Origin of the sequence: Arsukibacterium indicum, assembly GCF_019100565.1 — a bacterium.
In the GTDB taxonomy this organism is placed as follows: Bacteria; Pseudomonadota; Gammaproteobacteria; order Enterobacterales; family Alteromonadaceae; genus Alishewanella; species Alishewanella indicum.
Genome location: NZ_JAHRID010000006.1, coordinates 121,994 through 139,523, shown reverse-complemented (window position 1 = coordinate 139,523; position 17,530 = coordinate 121,994). Strand labels below are relative to the sequence as shown.

Annotated in this window: 15 protein-coding genes; 6 read left to right on the top strand and 9 right to left on the bottom strand. The window is 48.2% G+C overall.

Annotated features, from left to right (window positions below; all coding sequences use genetic code 11):
* Nucleotides 1-5: 5 nt before the first annotated feature.
* From KQY15_RS13450 to KQY15_RS13440, 3 genes are all read right to left on the bottom strand, one after another.
* A complete protein-coding gene (locus KQY15_RS13450) occupies nt 6-1,013 on the bottom strand; it encodes an alpha/beta fold hydrolase (RefSeq protein WP_217669999.1) in 1,008 nt (335 codons plus the stop codon).
* On the bottom strand, nt 1,010-2,251 hold the full coding sequence (locus KQY15_RS13445) for a sensor histidine kinase (protein WP_254795708.1): 1,242 nt from the start codon (nt 2,249-2,251) through the stop codon (nt 1,010-1,012). The genes KQY15_RS13450 and KQY15_RS13445 overlap by 4 nt, the downstream gene beginning before the upstream one ends.
* Nucleotides 2,252-2,400: 149 nt before the next feature.
* Entirely contained in the window at nt 2,401-3,096 is a 696-nt protein-coding gene (locus KQY15_RS13440) for a response regulator transcription factor (protein WP_217669995.1), read from the bottom strand.
* Between the two features lie 131 nt (nt 3,097-3,227).
* Between KQY15_RS13440 and KQY15_RS13435 the strand changes: the two genes are divergently transcribed.
* Nucleotides 3,228-3,701, top strand: coding sequence for a Spy/CpxP family protein refolding chaperone (locus tag KQY15_RS13435; RefSeq protein WP_217669993.1), 474 nt, complete (start codon nt 3,228-3,230; stop codon nt 3,699-3,701).
* Nucleotides 3,702-3,706: 5 nt separating this feature from the next.
* On the opposite strand, the gene glnG is transcribed toward KQY15_RS13435, so the two are convergent.
* The 4 genes from glnG to glnA form a co-directional block, all read right to left on the bottom strand.
* Nucleotides 3,707-5,116 (bottom strand): nitrogen regulation protein NR(I), encoded by a 1,410-nt coding sequence (gene glnG / locus KQY15_RS13430; protein ID WP_217669991.1) that lies wholly within the window; start codon nt 5,114-5,116, stop codon nt 3,707-3,709.
* Nucleotides 5,117-5,120: 4 nt separating this feature from the next.
* Entirely contained in the window at nt 5,121-6,185 is a 1,065-nt protein-coding gene (gene glnL, locus KQY15_RS13425; protein WP_217669989.1) for a nitrogen regulation protein NR(II), read from the bottom strand.
* 81 nt (nt 6,186-6,266) lie between these two features.
* On the bottom strand, nt 6,267-6,782 hold the full coding sequence (locus KQY15_RS13420) for a DUF4124 domain-containing protein (protein ID WP_217669987.1): 516 nt from the start codon (nt 6,780-6,782) through the stop codon (nt 6,267-6,269).
* Nucleotides 6,783-6,901: 119 nt separating this feature from the next.
* Entirely contained in the window at nt 6,902-8,311 is a 1,410-nt protein-coding gene (gene glnA / locus KQY15_RS13415; RefSeq protein WP_217669985.1) for a glutamate--ammonia ligase, read from the bottom strand.
* Nucleotides 8,312-8,657: 346 nt separating this feature from the next.
* On the opposite strand from glnA, the gene typA reads away from it, so the two are divergent.
* The 5 genes from typA to KQY15_RS13390 all read left to right on the top strand — a co-directional run bounded on the left by typA (nt 8,658) and on the right by KQY15_RS13390 (nt 13,621).
* Nucleotides 8,658-10,496 (top strand): translational GTPase TypA, encoded by a 1,839-nt coding sequence (typA, locus tag KQY15_RS13410; protein ID WP_217669983.1) that lies wholly within the window; start codon nt 8,658-8,660, stop codon nt 10,494-10,496.
* Between the two features lie 136 nt (nt 10,497-10,632).
* On the top strand, nt 10,633-11,499 hold the full coding sequence (locus KQY15_RS13405) for a virulence factor BrkB family protein (protein ID WP_217669981.1): 867 nt from the start codon (nt 10,633-10,635) through the stop codon (nt 11,497-11,499).
* Nucleotides 11,496-11,933, top strand: coding sequence for a D-aminoacyl-tRNA deacylase (dtd, locus tag KQY15_RS13400; RefSeq protein WP_217669979.1), 438 nt, complete (start codon nt 11,496-11,498; stop codon nt 11,931-11,933). Before KQY15_RS13405 ends, dtd begins: the two co-directional genes overlap by 4 nt.
* A 32-nt stretch (nt 11,934-11,965) precedes the next feature.
* Nucleotides 11,966-12,889 (top strand): bifunctional GNAT family N-acetyltransferase/hotdog fold thioesterase, encoded by a 924-nt coding sequence (locus KQY15_RS13395; protein ID WP_217669977.1) that lies wholly within the window; start codon nt 11,966-11,968, stop codon nt 12,887-12,889.
* Between the two features lie 111 nt (nt 12,890-13,000).
* Entirely contained in the window at nt 13,001-13,621 is a 621-nt protein-coding gene (locus KQY15_RS13390; protein WP_217669975.1) for a restriction endonuclease, read from the top strand.
* A gap of 156 nt (nt 13,622-13,777) precedes the next feature.
* On the opposite strand, the gene KQY15_RS13385 is transcribed toward KQY15_RS13390, so the two are convergent.
* Together KQY15_RS13385 and hutH are read right to left on the bottom strand one after the other, a co-directional pair.
* Nucleotides 13,778-15,805 carry a methyl-accepting chemotaxis protein gene (locus KQY15_RS13385; RefSeq protein WP_217669973.1) on the bottom strand — a complete coding sequence of 676 codons (2,028 nt, stop codon included), beginning with the start codon at nt 15,803-15,805 and terminating at the stop codon, nt 13,778-13,780.
* A 187-nt stretch (nt 15,806-15,992) separates the two neighbouring features.
* Nucleotides 15,993-17,528 carry a histidine ammonia-lyase gene (gene hutH / locus KQY15_RS13380; RefSeq protein ID WP_217669971.1) on the bottom strand — a complete coding sequence of 512 codons (1,536 nt, stop codon included), beginning with the start codon at nt 17,526-17,528 and terminating at the stop codon, nt 15,993-15,995.
* Nucleotides 17,529-17,530: the final 2 nt, after the last annotated feature.

Genomic DNA, 17,530 nt, shown 5'->3' with positions numbered 1-17,530 from the left:
AAACGTTATTGCTTTTTCTGCTCAGTAAGTCCAGCCAGAAATTGATTAACAGCGCTAAATGCTTGCTGGCGGATCACGTCCTGCTCCATCCAGATCTCATGATGAGCACCAATCAGAACGAAATGTTGTTTGTATAACGCTGCTGGTAAGTGTTTAAACCAGTTATCTTGCGCGTGGTTACTGACAATCTGATCGTCAGCGGCCTGCAACAGTAGCAGCGGGACGTTAAATTTTATGGCGTTTAACTGAATTTCAGCCATGGCACCGATTGCCTGAGTTACCCATCCCCAGCTTACACCACCAAGTTGGCTGCCAGGATATAGCTGATAAAGCTGCTGTAGCCATTGATAACGTGACTGACTATGGGTTAGCGGATTGCCGGCAAAGGGCAATGCTTTATAAGGTGTTTGTCCGGGAAAGTACTGCAGGTTATCTTGTTTTAATTTAGTTCTGAGCCAACCGTAACCTGCAACCAGTTTAGTGGCCAGGATAGAAGGCACCTTGCCTGCATGCAAACCAAACATGGGCGAGCCGAAAATCGCTGCGCTGAAGGGGTGTTGAAATTGTTGCAGATATTGGCAGGCAATTGCTGCCCCCATAGAATGCGCCAGCAGTAAATGATGCTGATGGCCAGAAGGCTGGACGACTTCAGTAATAAACTGATTAAAATCGCTGACATAATGCTGAAAATCGGCGACATAGCCAAGATGAGGGTCGACATGAAGCCTTGCCGACTGCCCCTGGCCGCGGTGATCGATGATAAATACACTGTATCCCGCAGCGATAAAATCCTGCATCAGTTCAATGTATTTTACCGCCATTTCTACCCTGCCAGTGCTGAAAACAACAGCCTGTGCTTTGCTATCTGCCAGAAAGTAGCTATAACTCAAGCGGGTTTGGTCGGTGGTGTAAAGATCTGCATGCACAAAGCTTTGCCATAGAGGCAGCAATTGCTTTTGCCAGTTTTCTGCCAGTGATGCTTCTGTTGAGCCTGCGCATACGGGGGGCATCATGTGGCGGATTGCCTTGCGTTGGCCGATTGGCATGGTAGGGTGATCCGGACAGATAAACCCGGCATACGATTTATCGCCAGCACGGTACCGTTGTGCTGATGCACAATTTTAGCGACGATTGCCAGCCCAAGGCCTGTGCCTCCGGTTTGCTGGGTGCGGCTGTCACTCACCCGATAAAAAGGTTGAAACACTGCTGCAAGCTCCTTTTCTGGCAGCCCGGGCCCCTGATCAGTTACTTCAACCACCCACTGTTTGGGTTGCAGTTGTGCTTGTACGGTCAGGCGAATAGTACTGTCAGACGGGCCGTATTTAATTGCATTTCGGATAATATTATCAAATGCCCGGCTTAGTAACCGACCATCGGCATCAAGCCAAGACTGGGCGGGAGCAGCAAGCAGTAATTGCTGGTGCTTACTTTCAGCTTCTACCTGGTTCAGTTCTATTAATTCTTCCAGCATTGCTGTCAAATCACAGGTACCGACATCCAGTTGATACTGGCCGGCATCCAGTCTGCTAAAGGTAAGTAGTTCGTCGAGCATTGCATCTATCCGCTCAAGTTCTTGCTTTAATCTAGGAAGTTGCTGCAGGTTTTGCTGCTGCTCTGCCAGACCCAATGCCAGCTGTGCTCTGGTAAGGGGGGAGCGTAACTCATGTGAAATATCTCGCAGCAAACGTTGCTGGTTTTGCAACAGATCACTAATCTGTTCGGCCATGGTATTGAAGCTTCGACCAAGCTGGCCAAGTTCATCGCGCCTTTTAGCCAGCTTGCTGACCCGGCTGCTGAGCTTGCCTGAGGCAAACGCCAGGTTTTGCTGTAACAACTCCCTAAGGGGGCGGGAGATCGATACTGCCAGCACAAAGCTGGCCGTTGCAGATACGGCCAACAGTAACAATACGAGCAGCGGTTCAGATAAGGTTCGCATACTCCACCAGGGACGCGGCGGTCGTTGGCGCTGCTGATATAAGGCCAGTTGCTGGCCGGCTACTTCAATAATAAATGGCCCGGCAAGGTAGACATTACGATGGCGTAACAGGCGTGGCCGGTTAAGCTGAGCAAGCTCAGTTAACCAGTGCGGGTCAAAGCGGTCGGGCAGAGCTTCAGGATTTAATAACAGCTGATCAGCGTTATTTACCACCAGCCAGTTGCTGTACTTATCTTCAGCGAGCTTCTGCAACAGACTCACCCGGTCAATACTTTGTGCCAGTGGCGCTAGCTGATTCTGTAACTGCCTACTCATTTGTGACGGCAGCCTGCGGATATCCGTGGGATCACTCATGCTTCGTGAAATAAGCAGGGTCAACAACACAGTTAACAGCAAGACAAGCCAGAACCAGACAAAGATGCGTCCGGCCAGGGAATTAATCGGGTTTAACCAGCGTAGCATAGTCAGACAGGGCCGCTGAGAAACAAGTAACCGCTGCCGCGTAAGGTCTGGATCTTTTCGTCACTGGCTAATTGGCCCAGCTTTTTGCGGATATTACTGACATGCATATCCAGACTGCGATCATACTGCTGCAGGCGCCGGCCTAAAACTTGCTGGCTCAGTGTTTCTTTACTGACCAACTGGCCGGCATGGCGCATTAGCATTTCCAGTAACTGAAATTCAGTTGCGGTCAGACTAACATCTTGTTGTTTGCACTGTACCTGGCGGTTTCGCGGGTTAAGTGTAACCTGATTAATCTCAAGAAGCGGAGCCGTTTGACTGCTGTCGTGATGTGCCAGCTCTACCCGCCGTAAGATAGCTTTAACCCGGGCCTGTAATTCTCTGGGGTTAAACGGTTTTGCAAGATAATCGTCTGCACCAAGTTCAAGACCAATTATTCGATCGATATCTTCACCGCGGGCTGTTAGCATCAGTACCGGACAATAATTATCGTGCCGCAGGGCTTTAAGCAGGTTAAGTCCATCCAGACCTGGCAACATTACGTCCAGCAGTATCAGTTGATAGTTGCCGGTTTGTGCTTTGCTCAGACCACTGATCCCATCGTGAATCATATCAATCTGATAGCCATCCATTGCCAGGTAATCAGCTACCAGCGTGCATAGTTCAATATCATCATCAATGATTAAAATTGCAGTCATACCAGCTCTTTTTTGCTCAGTGTATCCATTGCATTTATTGCCGCCAGAATCTTTACTGAACCTTTACCTGCGCTTTGCATTACTTTGCATTGAAGCCGTTAAGCTGTCAGTGTCTTAACTTCGGAGTATAAATGATGAAAGCAATAACGTTAATGGTAACCTTTATAAGCCTGTTCCTGGTAACGACCACCGCCAGTGCCGGCTATCATAACAAGCCTGAGCAGCCAGACAAGTCACATAAGATGCAGCGGGGTGGCTTTAACTACCAGAAAATGCTAGCTGGCCTTGACCTTACCGCATCTCAGCAGCAACAGTTGCGACAGCTGGTTAAAGACCATAAAGCAAACAGGCCTGAGCGTAAACGCGGCGATGGCACACAACATGCCTTACGTGAGCTGGTAACGGCAGACTATTTTGATGATGCTGCTGCAACAGAATTATTGCAGCAACAAGAACAACAGCGTGTTGAACGCAGGCTGGCGCAGCTGAAATTACGCCATCAGGTTTACCAGATGCTGACGCCGGAGCAGCGGCAACAGCTGGCCAGCGAGCAACAACAACGTAAGCTCAACTGGCAGCAAAAACGGAATTTAAAAACCGAATAACAGATTTATTCGATTTCCAGCTCTTTTAGTTTACGCGTTAAGGTATTGCGGCCCCAGCCCAGGCATCGGGCCGCTTCCTGTTTATGACCACGGGTAAAGTGCAGTGCCTGCTGCAACACAATCCGCTCAAATGCCGGGCTGGCTTCAGCCAGAATATTCTGTTCACCGGCACTTAGCTTATCTTCAACCCAGCTTGCCAGCTGGCTTTGCCAGTCGCTGCTTTCTGTGGACGCTTGTTTCTGGCTGTTTTTGGCCGGTTGTACCAGCTCCGGTGGTAAGTCGGCTACCACAATATGTTTACCGCTTGCCATTACGGTCAGCCAGCGACAGCTATTTTCTAACTGACGCACATTACCCGGCCAGTCAAGCTGACTCAAAAACTGTTCTGCCTCTTTGGTCAGGGTTTTTGCTTCCACATTTAACTCTTTAGCGGCCTGTTGCAAGAAATGCTGAGCGAGTCTCGCGATATCTTGTTTGCGATCTTTTAATGGAGGCAAGTGGACCCGAATTACATTCAGACGATGGAATAGATCTTCCCTGAATTTCCCCTCCTGAGCCAGTTGCTCAAGGTTCTGGTGAGTTGCGGCAATAATCCGGACATCTACGCCGACCGCCTGATGGCCACCCACCCGGTAGAACTGACCGTCGGCCAGTACCCGCAATAAACGGGTTTGCACATCCAGTGGCATATCGCCAATTTCATCCAGAAATAAGGTACCGCCGTCAGCCTGCTCAAACCGTCCTTTTCGCAAGTTGTTGGCGCCGGTAAATGCGCCTTTTTCATGCCCGAACAGTTCGGACTCGATTAAATCTTTTGGAATAGCGGCCATGTTGAGGGCAATAAAGGGCTGTTCAGATCGGGGGCTATGTTTATGAAGTGCCCTTGCTACCAGCTCTTTACCGGTGCCTGACTGACCATTTATCAGTACGCTGATGCTGGAGCGGGCCAACCGGCCTATAGCCCGGAATACCTCCTGCATTGCCGGTGCCTCACCAATAATTTCCGGAGTAATGCTGGCAGCCTGAGGTTTTTGGCGGGCACGCTGGCTGTTACTATGTTGCAACGCCCGGCTAATCAGCGCGACAGCGTCATTAACATCAAAAGGTTTTGGCAAGTATTCAAAAGCACCCCGTTTAAAGGCATTAACGGCACTGTCCAGATCAGAATGGGCAGTCATAATAATAACGGGTAACTCCGGCGCCAGCCCCTGCAGTTTCGCCAGCAAGGCCATGCCATCTGTTCCGGGCATCCGGATGTCGGAAACCACTACCGCAGGTTGCTCATATTCCAGCCGCTGCAGCATTAAATCGGCTGATGCAAAGCTTTCACACTGAATATCTGCACGGCCTAATGCCTTTTCCAGCACCCAACGAATTGAGTTGTCGTCGTCAATAATCCAGACGGTATCACTCATTGCGTTATTCCTCCGTGTCTGAGATAGGCAAATATAAGGTAAATTCTGTCTGGCCGGGCCAACTGTCACAGTCAATCCAGCCACCATGCTGATGGATCAGGGTTTGGGCAATCGATAAACCAAGTCCGGTACCACCGGCTTTGCCGCTGACCATCGGGTAAAACAAGGTGTCTTTAATTTCGGCTGGGATCCCCGGGCCGTTATCAATAACCTTAATAAAAGCAACTAGTTTGTAGCGTTTACCATTCAGGGTATGCTGATGTAAAATCCGGCTTTGCAGGCATATAGCGCCGTTATCTGCTAAAACCTGCTGAGCGTTGCGGACGATATTCAGCAGCGCTTGTTCGATTAATTCAGGGTCAAAGCTGAAATCCGGAATGCTGGGATCATAATCGCGACTAAAGCGGGCTTTAGCCGGATTATCCATCAGGGCCAGTTGCAAAACCTGTTCAATTACCTGATGTAAGTTTGTGGTAACTTTTTGTGGCGGCCGGTAAGGGCCCAGCAAGCGGTCTACCAGGTTTCGCAAGCGGTCAGCCTGGGCAATAATTAGCTGGGTATATTCCTTCTGCTCTTCGTCCAGCGACTCCTCAAGCAATTGCGCCGCACCACGTAAACCGCCTAACGGATTTTTAATTTCATGGGCCAGCCCGCGGATAAGTTCCCGCGCTGCCAGGTGCTGATGTTGCTGCAGGCTTTCCATACTGATTTTGCGTTGCTGATCTACCTGTCTTAATTCCAGTAGCAGATGGTTGGCTGGTTGTTCACTGACGGTCAGGTAAATATCAAGCAACAGGTGGCGGCCATCCAGCAGTACCGCCTGTACATCGCTGACGCTAAAGCCTTGTTTGCTGCTGAGCGCGGCAGTCAGATGACTGGCTTTGATATCAATGTGCTGAAACAAACCGGGAAAATACTGGGCAGTCAGGCGCTTTTCGCCCAGGCCCATTACGGCACAGCATGCAGTATTGAAGTAGCGCAGCATCAGATCACTGTCGAGCAACAACACCGCAGTGGTGAGTTGTTCGGCAAGCGCCGTAAAATCAGGTTGTTTACTTTGGGTTGTCACACTGCCACCTCTGTTGCACCAAATTAGTGCAGGTGACTGGCAGTGTAATCGGTTTTATGCCGAATTACAGCCCTGGCTGCCCTAATTGGGGTTAATTACCGACGCTCTGTGAAGATAGAAGGTTGTGACAGGACTGGTTGCAATAAGCTTGCCGCTTTGATCAAATAATTCCATTTGCAGGGTGTGTTCACCACGATTAACATCCCGCAGAATAAAAGTTGCTTTATTTTGTGGTTCGCTAAGTGGAGTGCCGTCAACGACCAACCGTACTTGCAGGCCACGTTGAAACATCGGTGTGATTCGGCCAGACACATATACTGAACCGGTGTTATCGCGCACAGTGCCATTATTCTCGGGTTGAGCTATTTCAATTTTAAAGGGTTCCGGTTCTACCGGCTTTCTTCCGGGCAGATTAGTACCGGTTGATTCCATAATGTTAGGGCGGCTGGTTAGTGTCACTTCTTCAGCACCTGGCTGTGGGCTATCAGAAAATATTAATACCCCATTGGCATCTTTCGTGACAAATATGCGCTTTTCCTGCGCCTGTAATGGCAGCATGATTATCAATAAAGTTAATAACAACAATAACTTATTCATGTGCTTGTCAAATCCATTTATGTTGTATTTTAATAGTTATCATCACACTTTAGCGTGCTTTAATAAAGAATTCTACAAAAAAAAAGCCCACTTCAGTGGGCCTTTTTTGCAAACTATGATTACACGCTGTAGTACAGTTCAAACTCTAACGGATGTACCGCTACAGACACGCGGCGTGATTCTGCGCGCTTAATTGCAATGTAAGCATCAATCATCGCATCAGACATTACGCCACCTTTAGTAAAGATCGCCCGGTTTTTATCCAGTTCGTCCATCGCCTCATCTAATGAGGTACAAACTTGTGGAATATTGGCTGCTTCTTCAGCAGGTAAGTCGTACAGATCTTTGTCCATGGCATCGCCAGGGTGAATTTTATTCTGAATACCATCCAGACCTGCCATCAACTGCGCAGTAAACGCCAGATATGGGTTAGCAGCCGGATCCGGGAAGCGACATTCAATCCGGCGGGCTTTAGCACTGGGTACCAACGGAATACGAATTGATGCAGAACGGTTACGGGCAGAATACGCCAGCATTACCGGTGCTTCGAAATGCGGTACCAAGCGTTTATAAGAGTTAGTTGACGGGTTGGTAAACGCATTAATTGCCTTAGCGTGCTTAATGATACCGCCAATGTAGTAAAGGGCGAGTTCTGATAAACCCGCATACTTATCACCTGCAAACAGGTTTACACCGTCTTTGGCCAGTGACTGGTGGCAATGCATGCCTGAACCGTTATCACCCACCAATGGTTTTGGCATAAAAGTAGCAGTTTTACCATATAAATGTGCCACGTTGTGGATTACATATTTTAATTGCTGTACTTCGTCGGCTTTTTTGGTCAGGGTATTAAAGCGGGTCGCAATTTCGTTCTGGCCGGCAGTCGCAACTTCATGGTGGTGCGCTTCAACGGTCTGGCCCATTTCTTCCAGTACCATACACATGGCGCTACGAATGTCGTGGCCTGAATCTACCGGTGGTAATGGGAAATAACCACCTTTAACGCTCGGGCGGTGGCCTTTGTTACCGTCTTCGTAAACAGTACCAGAGTTCCAGGCCGCTTCAGTTGAGTTAATCTTAAAGAATGAGCTGGCCATGGTGGTTTCAAAACGAATATCGTCGAACATGAAAAACTCTGGCTCAGGCCCGAACAGCACGGTATCGGCAATACCGGTCGATTTTAAATATTCTTCTGCACGTTTGGCGATAGAGCGCGGATCGCGATCGTAGCCTTGCATAGTGCTGGGTTCGATAACGTCACAGGTTACGTTCAGGGTGGTTTCTTCAAAGAACGGATCCAGCACGGCGGTGCTGGGGTCTGGCAACAGGATCATGTCTGAATCGTTGATGCCTTTCCAGCCGGTAATGGAAGAACCATCAAACATTTTACCGTCTTCAAACATGTCTTCAGTGACCTGACTAACCGGGATACTGACATGCTGCTCTTTACCTTTGGTGTCTGTAAAGCGTAAATCGACAAACTTGACGTCGTTTTCTTTAATTAATTTTAATACTTCCGATGCAGACATGCATTCCTCCAATTGACCCGATTTGAACACTGAATTAGTGATTGCGCTATTAAATGCCAGATACATGCCAAAATACAACTGCATGATTTAATTTGATTTAATATCGCGACGTTAAGTTGAAACTATACTGATGCACCATTGTGGTGCCTTGCTGCTCGTTATTAGTGCATTGCGATAACAGCCAAGTGTAGCTGAAATTTTGGCTCTGTCTGAAAAAAAACCGTCAATGAGTACGAGGTCTTTTTCTTTCTGTGAAAAAAAAGAGTAGAATATGCGCCCTTTACTTTTGAAAAGCGTTTGCCTGGTGGTCATTATGGTCATCTAGTGCCACAGAGGATACAGATTCATGAGCGTTACCGCGTCAACTTTAGATAAACTGCGTAATATTGCCATCATCGCGCACGTCGACCACGGCAAAACCACCCTGGTAGACAAATTGTTGCAACAGTCTGGCACTTTCGATGCCCGTGCCAAGTTGCAGGAGCGGATGATGGACTCCAATGCTCAGGAGTCTGAGCGCGGTATAACTATTCTGGCAAAAAATACTTCGGTACGCTGGAACGGCTATCATATCAATATTCTGGATACCCCTGGTCACGCCGATTTCGGTGGTGAAGTAGAGCGGGTACTGTCAATGGCAGACTCAGTTTTACTGCTGGTTGATGCGGTTGACGGCCCGATGCCGCAAACCCGCTTCGTTACCCAAAAAGCGTTCTCTCACGGTTTAAAACCTATTGTAGTTGTTAATAAAATTGACCGTCCTGGTGCGCGCCCTGATTGGGTTATCGATCAGGTATTTGATCTGTTCGACAATTTAGGTGCAACCGACGAGCAGTTAGATTTTCCCATCGTATATGCTTCTGCATTAAACGGCTGGGCAACGTTAGACTACAACGAACCTAAAACAGATATTACTGATTTGTTTGAGGCTATTGTTAAGCACGTTGCGCCGCCTGCGGTTGAACTGAATGGTGAAACCCAGTTGCAGGTATCACAGCTGGATTATTCAAGCTACCTGGGCATTATCGGTATAGGCCGGATTAAACGCGGCAGCCTTAAGCCTAACCAGCAAGTGACGATTATTAGTGCCGACGGTACCAAGCGTAACGGTAAAGTTGGCCAGGTATTTGGCTACTTAGGCTTGGAGCGGATAGAAACTAATGAAGCTCAGGCAGGTGATATTGTTGCCTTTACCGGTCTTGGCGAGCTGAAAATATCAGACACCATCTGTAGCACTACTAAGGTAGAGGCGTTACCGGCACTGCAGGTAGATGAGCCTACTGTTACCATGACCTTTCAGGTAAACACTTCACCGTTTGCAGGTAAAGAAGGTAAGTTCGTTACCTCTCGTCAGATATTAGAACGCTTAACTCACGAACTGAAACACAACGTGGCACTGCGGGTTGAAGAGACTGAAGACGGTGACAAGTTTAAGGTGTCTGGCCGTGGTGAACTGCATTTAGGCGTGTTAATTGAAAATATGCGCCGTGAAGGTTTCGAATTGGCCGTGTCGCGCCCGGAAGTTATCATGAAAATGGTAGACGGCGCGAAAATGGAACCAATGGAAAACGTGACCATCGACTGTGAAGAGCAGCATCAGGGCTCTATTATGGAGCGGATGGGTGAGCGTAAGGCCGAAATGACCAATATGCAGCCAGACGGCAAAGGCCGGATCCGGATGGACTTTAACATGCCAAGCCGTGGATTAATTGGTTTTCGTACCGAGTTTATGACCATTACCTCAGGCACCGGCCTGATGTATCACACGTTTGATCATTATGGCCCGCACAAAGGTGGCAATATCGGTCAGCGGATGAATGGTGTAATGATCTCTAATGCCGTAGGTAAAGCCGCCGGTTACGCTATTTTCTCTTTGCAGGAACGCGGTAAGATGTTTATCGGTCATGCTGAAGAAGTGTACGAGGGTCAGGTTATCGGTATCCACAGCCGCAGCAATGACTTAACTGTTAACTGCTTAAAAGGTAAACAGTTAACTAACGTGCGTGCATCAGGTACTGATGAGGCGATTAACCTGGTGCCACCAATCCGTTATACGCTGGAGCAGGCACTTGAGTTTATTGATGACGACGAGCTGGTAGAAGTTACCCCTAAATCTATCCGGATCCGTAAGCGTCACTTAACAGAAAATGATCGTAAGCGTGCCAGTCGCGGCCCTGCTGCATAATCGTTTTATGTTATAAGACAAAGCCAGCTTAATGCTGGCTTTGTTGTTTATGGTTAGGTAGTACCAATAGCTGAAGGCTGGTCTGTCACTGATCTTTCGAGTATTCTTGCGGTTATCAGGGATTCATGGAGTTACTATGGATAAGTCAAAGCTGCTGCGGTATCTGCGTCAGATCAAAGATTTCATCGCTGCTTATTTTCAGCGATGCCAGCAGGATCAGATAACGATAGTGGCAGGTTATCTCGCCTATATTTCACTGTTATCGTTGGTACCACTTATTGCCGTAATGTTTTCAATGCTTGGTATGTTCCCGATGTTTGAAGAGCTGAAATCTGAACTAGAGCAGCTTATTTTTGCCAATGTTATCCCCACCCGCGGGGCAGAAATTCAGACATATATTAATACGTTTATCGATAATACCAGCGGCATGACGACGGTGGGTATTCTGGTACTAATTATTATAGCGCTGTTGCTAATTTATAATATTGATAAAACCTTAAACAAAATCTGGCGGATAAAACAGCGGCCACGGCCAATTATTTCATTTTCAATTTACTGGATGATTTTAACCCTGGGCCCGGTTTTGATTGGAACCTCAATCGCCGTAACGTCATATCTGGCAACGTTAAGTCGGTATGCGGACGACTATACGCCGGGCGTCTCGAACGTTATTTTGTGGCTCATCCCTTATCTGATGTCACTTCTGGCCTTTTTCATTCTTTATCTGGTCGTGCCTAATCTTAAAGTGCGGGTGCGCCATGCTCTGTGGGGGGCGCTGCTGGCTACCGTCTTATTTGAGTTTTTCAAACGTGGTTTTACATTATACGTCAGTGAATTTCCTTCTTATCAGGCGCTGTATGGCGCTCTGGCACTGGTACCGATTCTGTTTATCTGGGTATATTTGTCTTGGCTGGTAGTATTGCTTGGTGCCGAGCTGACTGCGTTCCTGCAACAACGAGCTGAGTTGGACGAAGCTGAAAAATCTGGAGAGTCGCAAGCATGAAAGCATTGATTCAACGGGTTAGCCAGGCATCGGTATCAGTGGCGGGTGAGCAAGTAAGTGCCATTGGTCCCGGCTTGTTGTTGTTACTGGCTGTAGAGGCAACAGATACTGAAGCCAGCCTGGCTAAACTGGTACATAAAGTGGCGCATTATCGGCTGTTTAGCGACAGTAACGGCAAAATGAATTTAAATGTGCAACAGGCTGCTGGTGCGGTATTAGTCGTGTCGCAGTTTACCCTGGCCGCTGACACTCAAAGTGGTCTGCGGCCGAGCTTTACTCCTGCAGCCGCTCCGGCTAAGGCAGAGCAGTTTTATCTGCAATTTGTTCAGCAGTTAACCGAACTGGACATACCGGTGCAAACCGGCGTGTTTGCGGCCGATATGCAGGTTAGCCTGGTAAACGATGGCCCGGTAACGTTTATGCTGAGTAGTTAATTTTTCCCTGTTGTTATTGTAGTGAGTTTTTTATGGCAATACCTTCTGACTGGCAATTAACCAGGCCGCAAACTCCCGAGCAATGGCAGGCTTACTATAATTTGCGCTGGCAAGTGCTGCGCGCACCCTGGCAACAACCGCCAGGCTCTGAGCAGGATGAACTGGAACTTCAGGCTTATCATCTGATGTTAACCGATAGCAACGGTAAACTGCAGGCTGTTGGCCGATTACATCAGCTTGATAATACTACTGGTCAGATCCGGTATATGGCAGTAGCCGATCATGCCCGCGGCAAAGGGGCAGGTAGTATGATTTTACGGGCACTTGAGCAGCAGGCGGTGTATCTTGGCTTGCAACAGCTGCAGCTGAACGCCAGAGAGTCCGCTGTTGGCTTTTATAAACAGCAGGGGTATCAGCACGTAGGCGAGGCCGCTGCACTTTTCGGCATAGCTCACGTGATAATGGTCAAAGTACTTCGTCTGGCAGGCAGCGATGCTGATTTTATTCTTTGGCAGCAACAACTCGCTGAAACCTGGCGACAAACCATCCCGCTTAGTCAGTTTATGCAGCTTAATATAACCGGCTTCGACGGTTACCAACTACGCTGCAGTGCGCCGCTGGCACCTAATATAAATTTACACCAGACCATGTTTGCCGGCAGTATTTACGCCCTGGCGACATTAACCGGCTGGGGGATGTTGTACATGCAATTAAAAGCGGCAGGTCTGCAGGGGGCTCAGGTGCTGGCCAATGCCAATATCCGTTATTTACGTCCTGTCAGTTCAGAGCCTGAAGTTCGATGTGAGTTGCTGGACTGCAGTGGCAATCTCATGCCATTGGCTGACGGCAAAAAAGTCAGGCAAAAGATCAGAGTTGGTGTTTATTGTCAGCAGCAATATTGCGCTGAGTTTATTGGTCATTACGTGGTCATTCCTGAGCCTTCGTCTGAAAAATAACCACAATTTCGCGCCTGTCAGTATTTATAAAGCATTTATCAAAACTTGGTAAAGCACGAAAGCAACCCGCGACTGATAATACCCCCCAGACAACACAGGTTTGAGGTGGTTATGAAAAGTAAATGGCTTTGGGTTTCGTCCATCAGCACATTAATTGGTGTACTGGCTGGTGGCGTTTATCTGTTCTTCGCCGAGCACTCACTGCTATTAAATGACAAAGACCTGACATTGTCGGCGTTCTGGTCGACGTTTATGTTGTGGAGCTTTGTTCTGATGTTTGTAGTAGCACTTTTTTGTAATGTGTTAGCTTTTATGGAGCTTGACGATGAGCATCGCCTGGCGGGGCTGAACCTGCGACTGCAAGCCTTACTGGGCAGCGGCGACCGCCAGCAACAGTTTTTACAGGAAGCGCAACGCCTGTTAAGCCGCAAAGGGCTGTTGGCAACCAGTGAAAAAGTTGGTGCGGACTACCATTTACTTCAGGCACAACGCGACACTCTGGTGTTAATCCAACAAAGCTGTATGCCGGTTGATATCACCCAGGTAAGGGCTATGTTTCAGCAAATGCTGGCGGCAGATATTACTGATGGCATAGTGGTCAGTAGTGGTGGTTTTTCAAATCAGGCCTGGATATTTGCCCAGGAAGCGAATATTAGCCTGCTGGACAATAAAAGCTTAAAAAGGCAGCAAAAACGGGCAAAAATTCAGCAAGTGCCAATAATTCAGAGCTGATATCAAAGTTTCATCAGGATTTTTGGTCTGAAAAAAGCGATATTTAGTGGCGAAAGGAATCAAAATAATAAACACGGACTGCTTCACTTCCTGCATAGCTGGCTTCGGCCAGCTTTTTTATTGCTGGTTTGTTGGTAGCAGGTCGGAAGTTTCGACTTACTGAATTTTAAAGCGGGTCGCGGCCGATTGCAGCTGCTCAGCCAATCTTGCAACATCATCACTGTGAACCAGCGTGCTTTGCGCTTTACTGGCACTGTTATTGGTAAGTTGTACCATTTGTTGCATGTTGTCACTGATATCTGTACCCAGGCTCAATTGACTGGCACTGGCCTCACTGACAGCATTACTTATTTGCCGGGTTTGCGCCATTGCCTGATTAACCGCTTCTAATGCGGCTGCAAGTTGCTCAGTTGTGGCAACGCATTGCTCAGCATCTGTTTTACCGGTTAGTACCGACGATACCGCCTGCTGGCTTTGCTGCTGCAAGCTGGCAATCATCTGTCTTATTTCATTCGTTGCCTGCTGAGTCCGGCCTGCAAGGGAGCGTACTTCATCTGCCACTACCGCAAAGCCCCGACCCTGTTCACCGGCTCTTGCAGCTTCAATTGCTGCGTTTAATGCCAGCAGGTTAGTTTGCTCTGCTATGGCGCTGATGGTTGTCAGAATGCCACCAATATTGGTCGACTGATCATTGACCTTATTCATTACGTCGCTGGTGCCCGCCAATTGACTTGCCAGGCCGGTTATCAGAAGTTTATTTTTATTGGCTATTTGCTGAATTTGCTGGCTTTGCTCTAAAGCCTGACGCATTGCTTCGCCCGCATGTTTTGCCTGCTCTGCCACCGTTTGATTATTATCAGCCAACTCGCTGGTAATACCATTAACCCGGCTTATCTGCTGTTGCTGCTGTTGTAGTGAGGTACTTATTTCCTGTACTTCACTGCTGGACTGGCTGGCATTATTATTTAAGTCAGTCGCGTTTTGCTGAATATTAGTAATTAAACTGCGCAGTGCCGCTATCAGGCTATTTACCTTGGCAGACAAGGCACCAAACTCATCTTGCTGAACGATAGTAAGCTCGCGGGTTAGATCACCTTTGGCAATGTCACCAAGCATATGGTTAATGCTGGCCAGCGGTTTAAGCATTGCACTGATGGTAAAATATGCTGCGACTATTGCCAGCACCACCAATACCAGCATCATGACCAGTGTACGGTTACTGCCTGAATTTAGCGCGTTTGATACTTGTTGCTGTAGTTGATTAAAGCGCTGATCTGCCAGCTCAACAACCTGATCTAAAGCCAGTACTGCCTGTGCAACTTGCTGCTCGGAACTATTTAATTGGCGCCGGGCTGTTTGCTGTTGCTGTAGCTGACGCTGTTTTAAGCCAATGAGGCTGGTTTCTCCCTGCAGCCTTTGCGTTAACGCAGTGAACTGCTGTTGGAACTCTGGCCAGAGGCCATCCGTATCAATACCGGTTATTTGCCGGTCAAGATAATCAATATTTACCTGGATATCACTGAGGGTAAAACCTATATTCTCCTGATTCCGTTCCAGAGCAGCCAGTTCAACGTAGCCTGCCATTTCCCTTACAGTATTCAGTAAACCTAAAATCTGGCCATCGATCCGGCCGGCGTTGCCACTTATCTGCTCCATTAAATCATCATCGAGCGACAAGTCGGCATCAGCTAAATCCAGCAAACCGGCACCAGCGTCGTCTATTAAGGTTTCAAGTTCACTCAATTCGGCTACAACAGCATTCGCCGCTGCATTGCTCTCGCTGCGGGCGTTGAACATTTTGTCTACTGCTTCGCTGTATTGACTGAAATGATTTAACGCAGCCTGCAGCGGTTGCTGCAAAGCATCGTCTTTAGCTGTTAACCGATTAAAATCGGCCATCAGAGTTGTGAACTGGTTTTTATTTGCGGCAAACTGCTGCTGATATTCGTTTAATTCTGACTGCTGCTCTGCGGTGAAGCCCAATGCTGACAATTTTGCCAGTTTCAGCAACTGAATTTGCGCCAAATTACTCTGTTGCTGGGCTGGAACCGCCAGCTCATTTACGTCATTACTGTATTGGGTAACAGTATTAAAACTAAACAGCGCTAAAATACTGGCAAACAGCAGTAATGCAGCAATAAAACCAAAGCCCAGAATGACTTTATGCACAACTTTTAATGTCATAACCATCGCCAGTTAATGTCTGCTTGTCTGAGTATAGTGACAAATCAGCAGTTGAAGTGAAAACAACAAGGTAGCAAACAAAAACATACTGGTCTAGCCAGAAATCGCTGCAAAAATAACAAAGAGGTGCAATTCTGAAGTTACCGCACCTTTTTGGTGCGGCAACTTCAGATAGGGGTAGTGCAGCTTAAAAGCTACATAATGTGGCAGGTGGTATAAACTGATTCAGCGTTGCACTTCGGATCAGGCTGGCGCTTTTTTCGATATCTGGTCCGAAATAGCGATCCTGATTGTAAAAACTGACGTCCTGGCGCAACAGTGCTTTGGCGTTTTCCAGCAATGGAGTGGTTTTAAGTGGCATCCTGAAATCCAGTCCCTGAGCTGCAGCTAAGTACTCGACCGCCAGCACGCCAGTTGTATTTTCACTCATATCTGCCAGACGCCGTGCCGCAAAGGTAGCCATAGAGACATGGTCTTCCTGATTGGCTGACGTAGGTAAACTGTCAACCGAAGCCGGGTGGGCCAGGCTTTTATTTTCAGATGCCAGCGCGGCTGCAGTAACCTGGGCAATCATAAAGCCGCTGTTAACGCCGCCATTAGGAACCAGAAATGCCGGTAACTTACTCAAACTGGCGTCAATCAGCAAAGCCATCCGCCGCTCTGATAAGGCGCCAATTTCGGCAATCGCCAGGGCCAGATTGTCTGCGGCCATTGCCACCGGTTCGGCGTGAAAATTGCCGCCAGATAAAATATCACCTTCATCGGCAAACACCAGCGGGTTGTCTGTTACCCCATTCGCTTCAACCTGCAGCACCTCTGCAGCCTGGCGGATTTGGGTCAGACAGGCACCCATTACCTGTGGCTGACATCTCAGGCTGTATGGGTCCTGTACTTTTTCACAATCCTGATGAGAGGTACCCACTTCTGATCCGGATGTCAGTAAGTGACGGTATATCTGAGCTGCGTCAATTTGTCCTTGCTGGCCACGGGCTTGATGGATCCTGCTATCGAATGGCGCGCGGCTGCCAAGTGCTGCCTCTACACTCATGGCGCCAATAACGGTGCCGGCAGCAAACAGATTTTCAGCCCTGAACAGGCCTTCCAGTGCCAGGGCTGTCGAAGCCTGAGTACCATTTAACAATGCCAGGCCTTCTTTCGCGGCCAGAGTAAGTGGTGCCATCCCTGCCAGTGCCAGCCCTTCGGTTGCATCATATATCTGCCCCTGATAGCTGACTTCGCCCTCGCCAATTAACGGTAACACCATATGCGCCAGGGGTGCTAAATCGCCAGACGCACCGACTGAACCTTTAACCGGTATACAGGGATAAAGCCCAGCATTAACTAAACCAATTAACGCTTCAATAACACTTAGCCGGATCCCGGAGAAACCGCGGGCCAATGCATTAATTTTCAGCACCAGCATTAAGCGAACTGTACTGTCGTCCATAAAGTCACCAAACCCGGCAGCATGTGATAACACAATCGATCGCTGCAACAGTTCCAGCTCTTCATTTTTAATCCGGGTGTTGGCCAGCAGACCGAAACCGGTATTGATGCCATACACCACTTTATTTTGCTTGATGACATCAGCGACACAGGCCGCTGACTTGTTGATAGCAGGTATCGCTGCACTGTCCAATGTCAGGTGCACCGGGCCTTGCTGTATCTGTCGCAACTGGGCCAGGGTTAACTTACCTGGCACTAAATTCAGGGTAAAGCTCATGT

Coding starts and splice junctions, on each gene's coding strand:
- KQY15_RS13450 (WP_217669999.1), bottom strand. CDS start 1,013: ATGATGCCCCCCGTATGCGCAGGCTCAACAGAAGCATCACTGGCAGAA.
- KQY15_RS13445 (WP_254795708.1), bottom strand. CDS start 2,251: ATGAGTAGGCAGTTACAGAATCAGCTAGCGCCACTGGCACAAAGTATT.
- KQY15_RS13440 (WP_217669995.1), bottom strand. CDS start 3,096: ATGACTGCAATTTTAATCATTGATGATGATATTGAACTATGCACGCTG.
- KQY15_RS13435 (WP_217669993.1), top strand. CDS start 3,228: ATGATGAAAGCAATAACGTTAATGGTAACCTTTATAAGCCTGTTCCTG.
- glnG (WP_217669991.1), bottom strand. CDS start 5,116: ATGAGTGATACCGTCTGGATTATTGACGACGACAACTCAATTCGTTGG.
- KQY15_RS13420 (WP_217669987.1), bottom strand. CDS start 6,782: ATGAATAAGTTATTGTTGTTATTAACTTTATTGATAATCATGCTGCCA.
- glnA (WP_217669985.1), bottom strand. CDS start 8,311: ATGTCTGCATCGGAAGTATTAAAATTAATTAAAGAAAACGACGTCAAG.
- typA (WP_217669983.1), top strand. CDS start 8,658: ATGAGCGTTACCGCGTCAACTTTAGATAAACTGCGTAATATTGCCATC.
- KQY15_RS13405 (WP_217669981.1), top strand. CDS start 10,633: ATGGATAAGTCAAAGCTGCTGCGGTATCTGCGTCAGATCAAAGATTTC.
- dtd (WP_217669979.1), top strand. CDS start 11,496: ATGAAAGCATTGATTCAACGGGTTAGCCAGGCATCGGTATCAGTGGCG.
- KQY15_RS13395 (WP_217669977.1), top strand. CDS start 11,966: ATGGCAATACCTTCTGACTGGCAATTAACCAGGCCGCAAACTCCCGAG.
- KQY15_RS13390 (WP_217669975.1), top strand. CDS start 13,001: ATGAAAAGTAAATGGCTTTGGGTTTCGTCCATCAGCACATTAATTGGT.
- KQY15_RS13385 (WP_217669973.1), bottom strand. CDS start 15,805: ATGACATTAAAAGTTGTGCATAAAGTCATTCTGGGCTTTGGTTTTATT.
- hutH (WP_217669971.1), bottom strand. CDS start 17,528: ATGAGCTTTACCCTGAATTTAGTGCCAGGTAAGTTAACCCTGGCCCAG.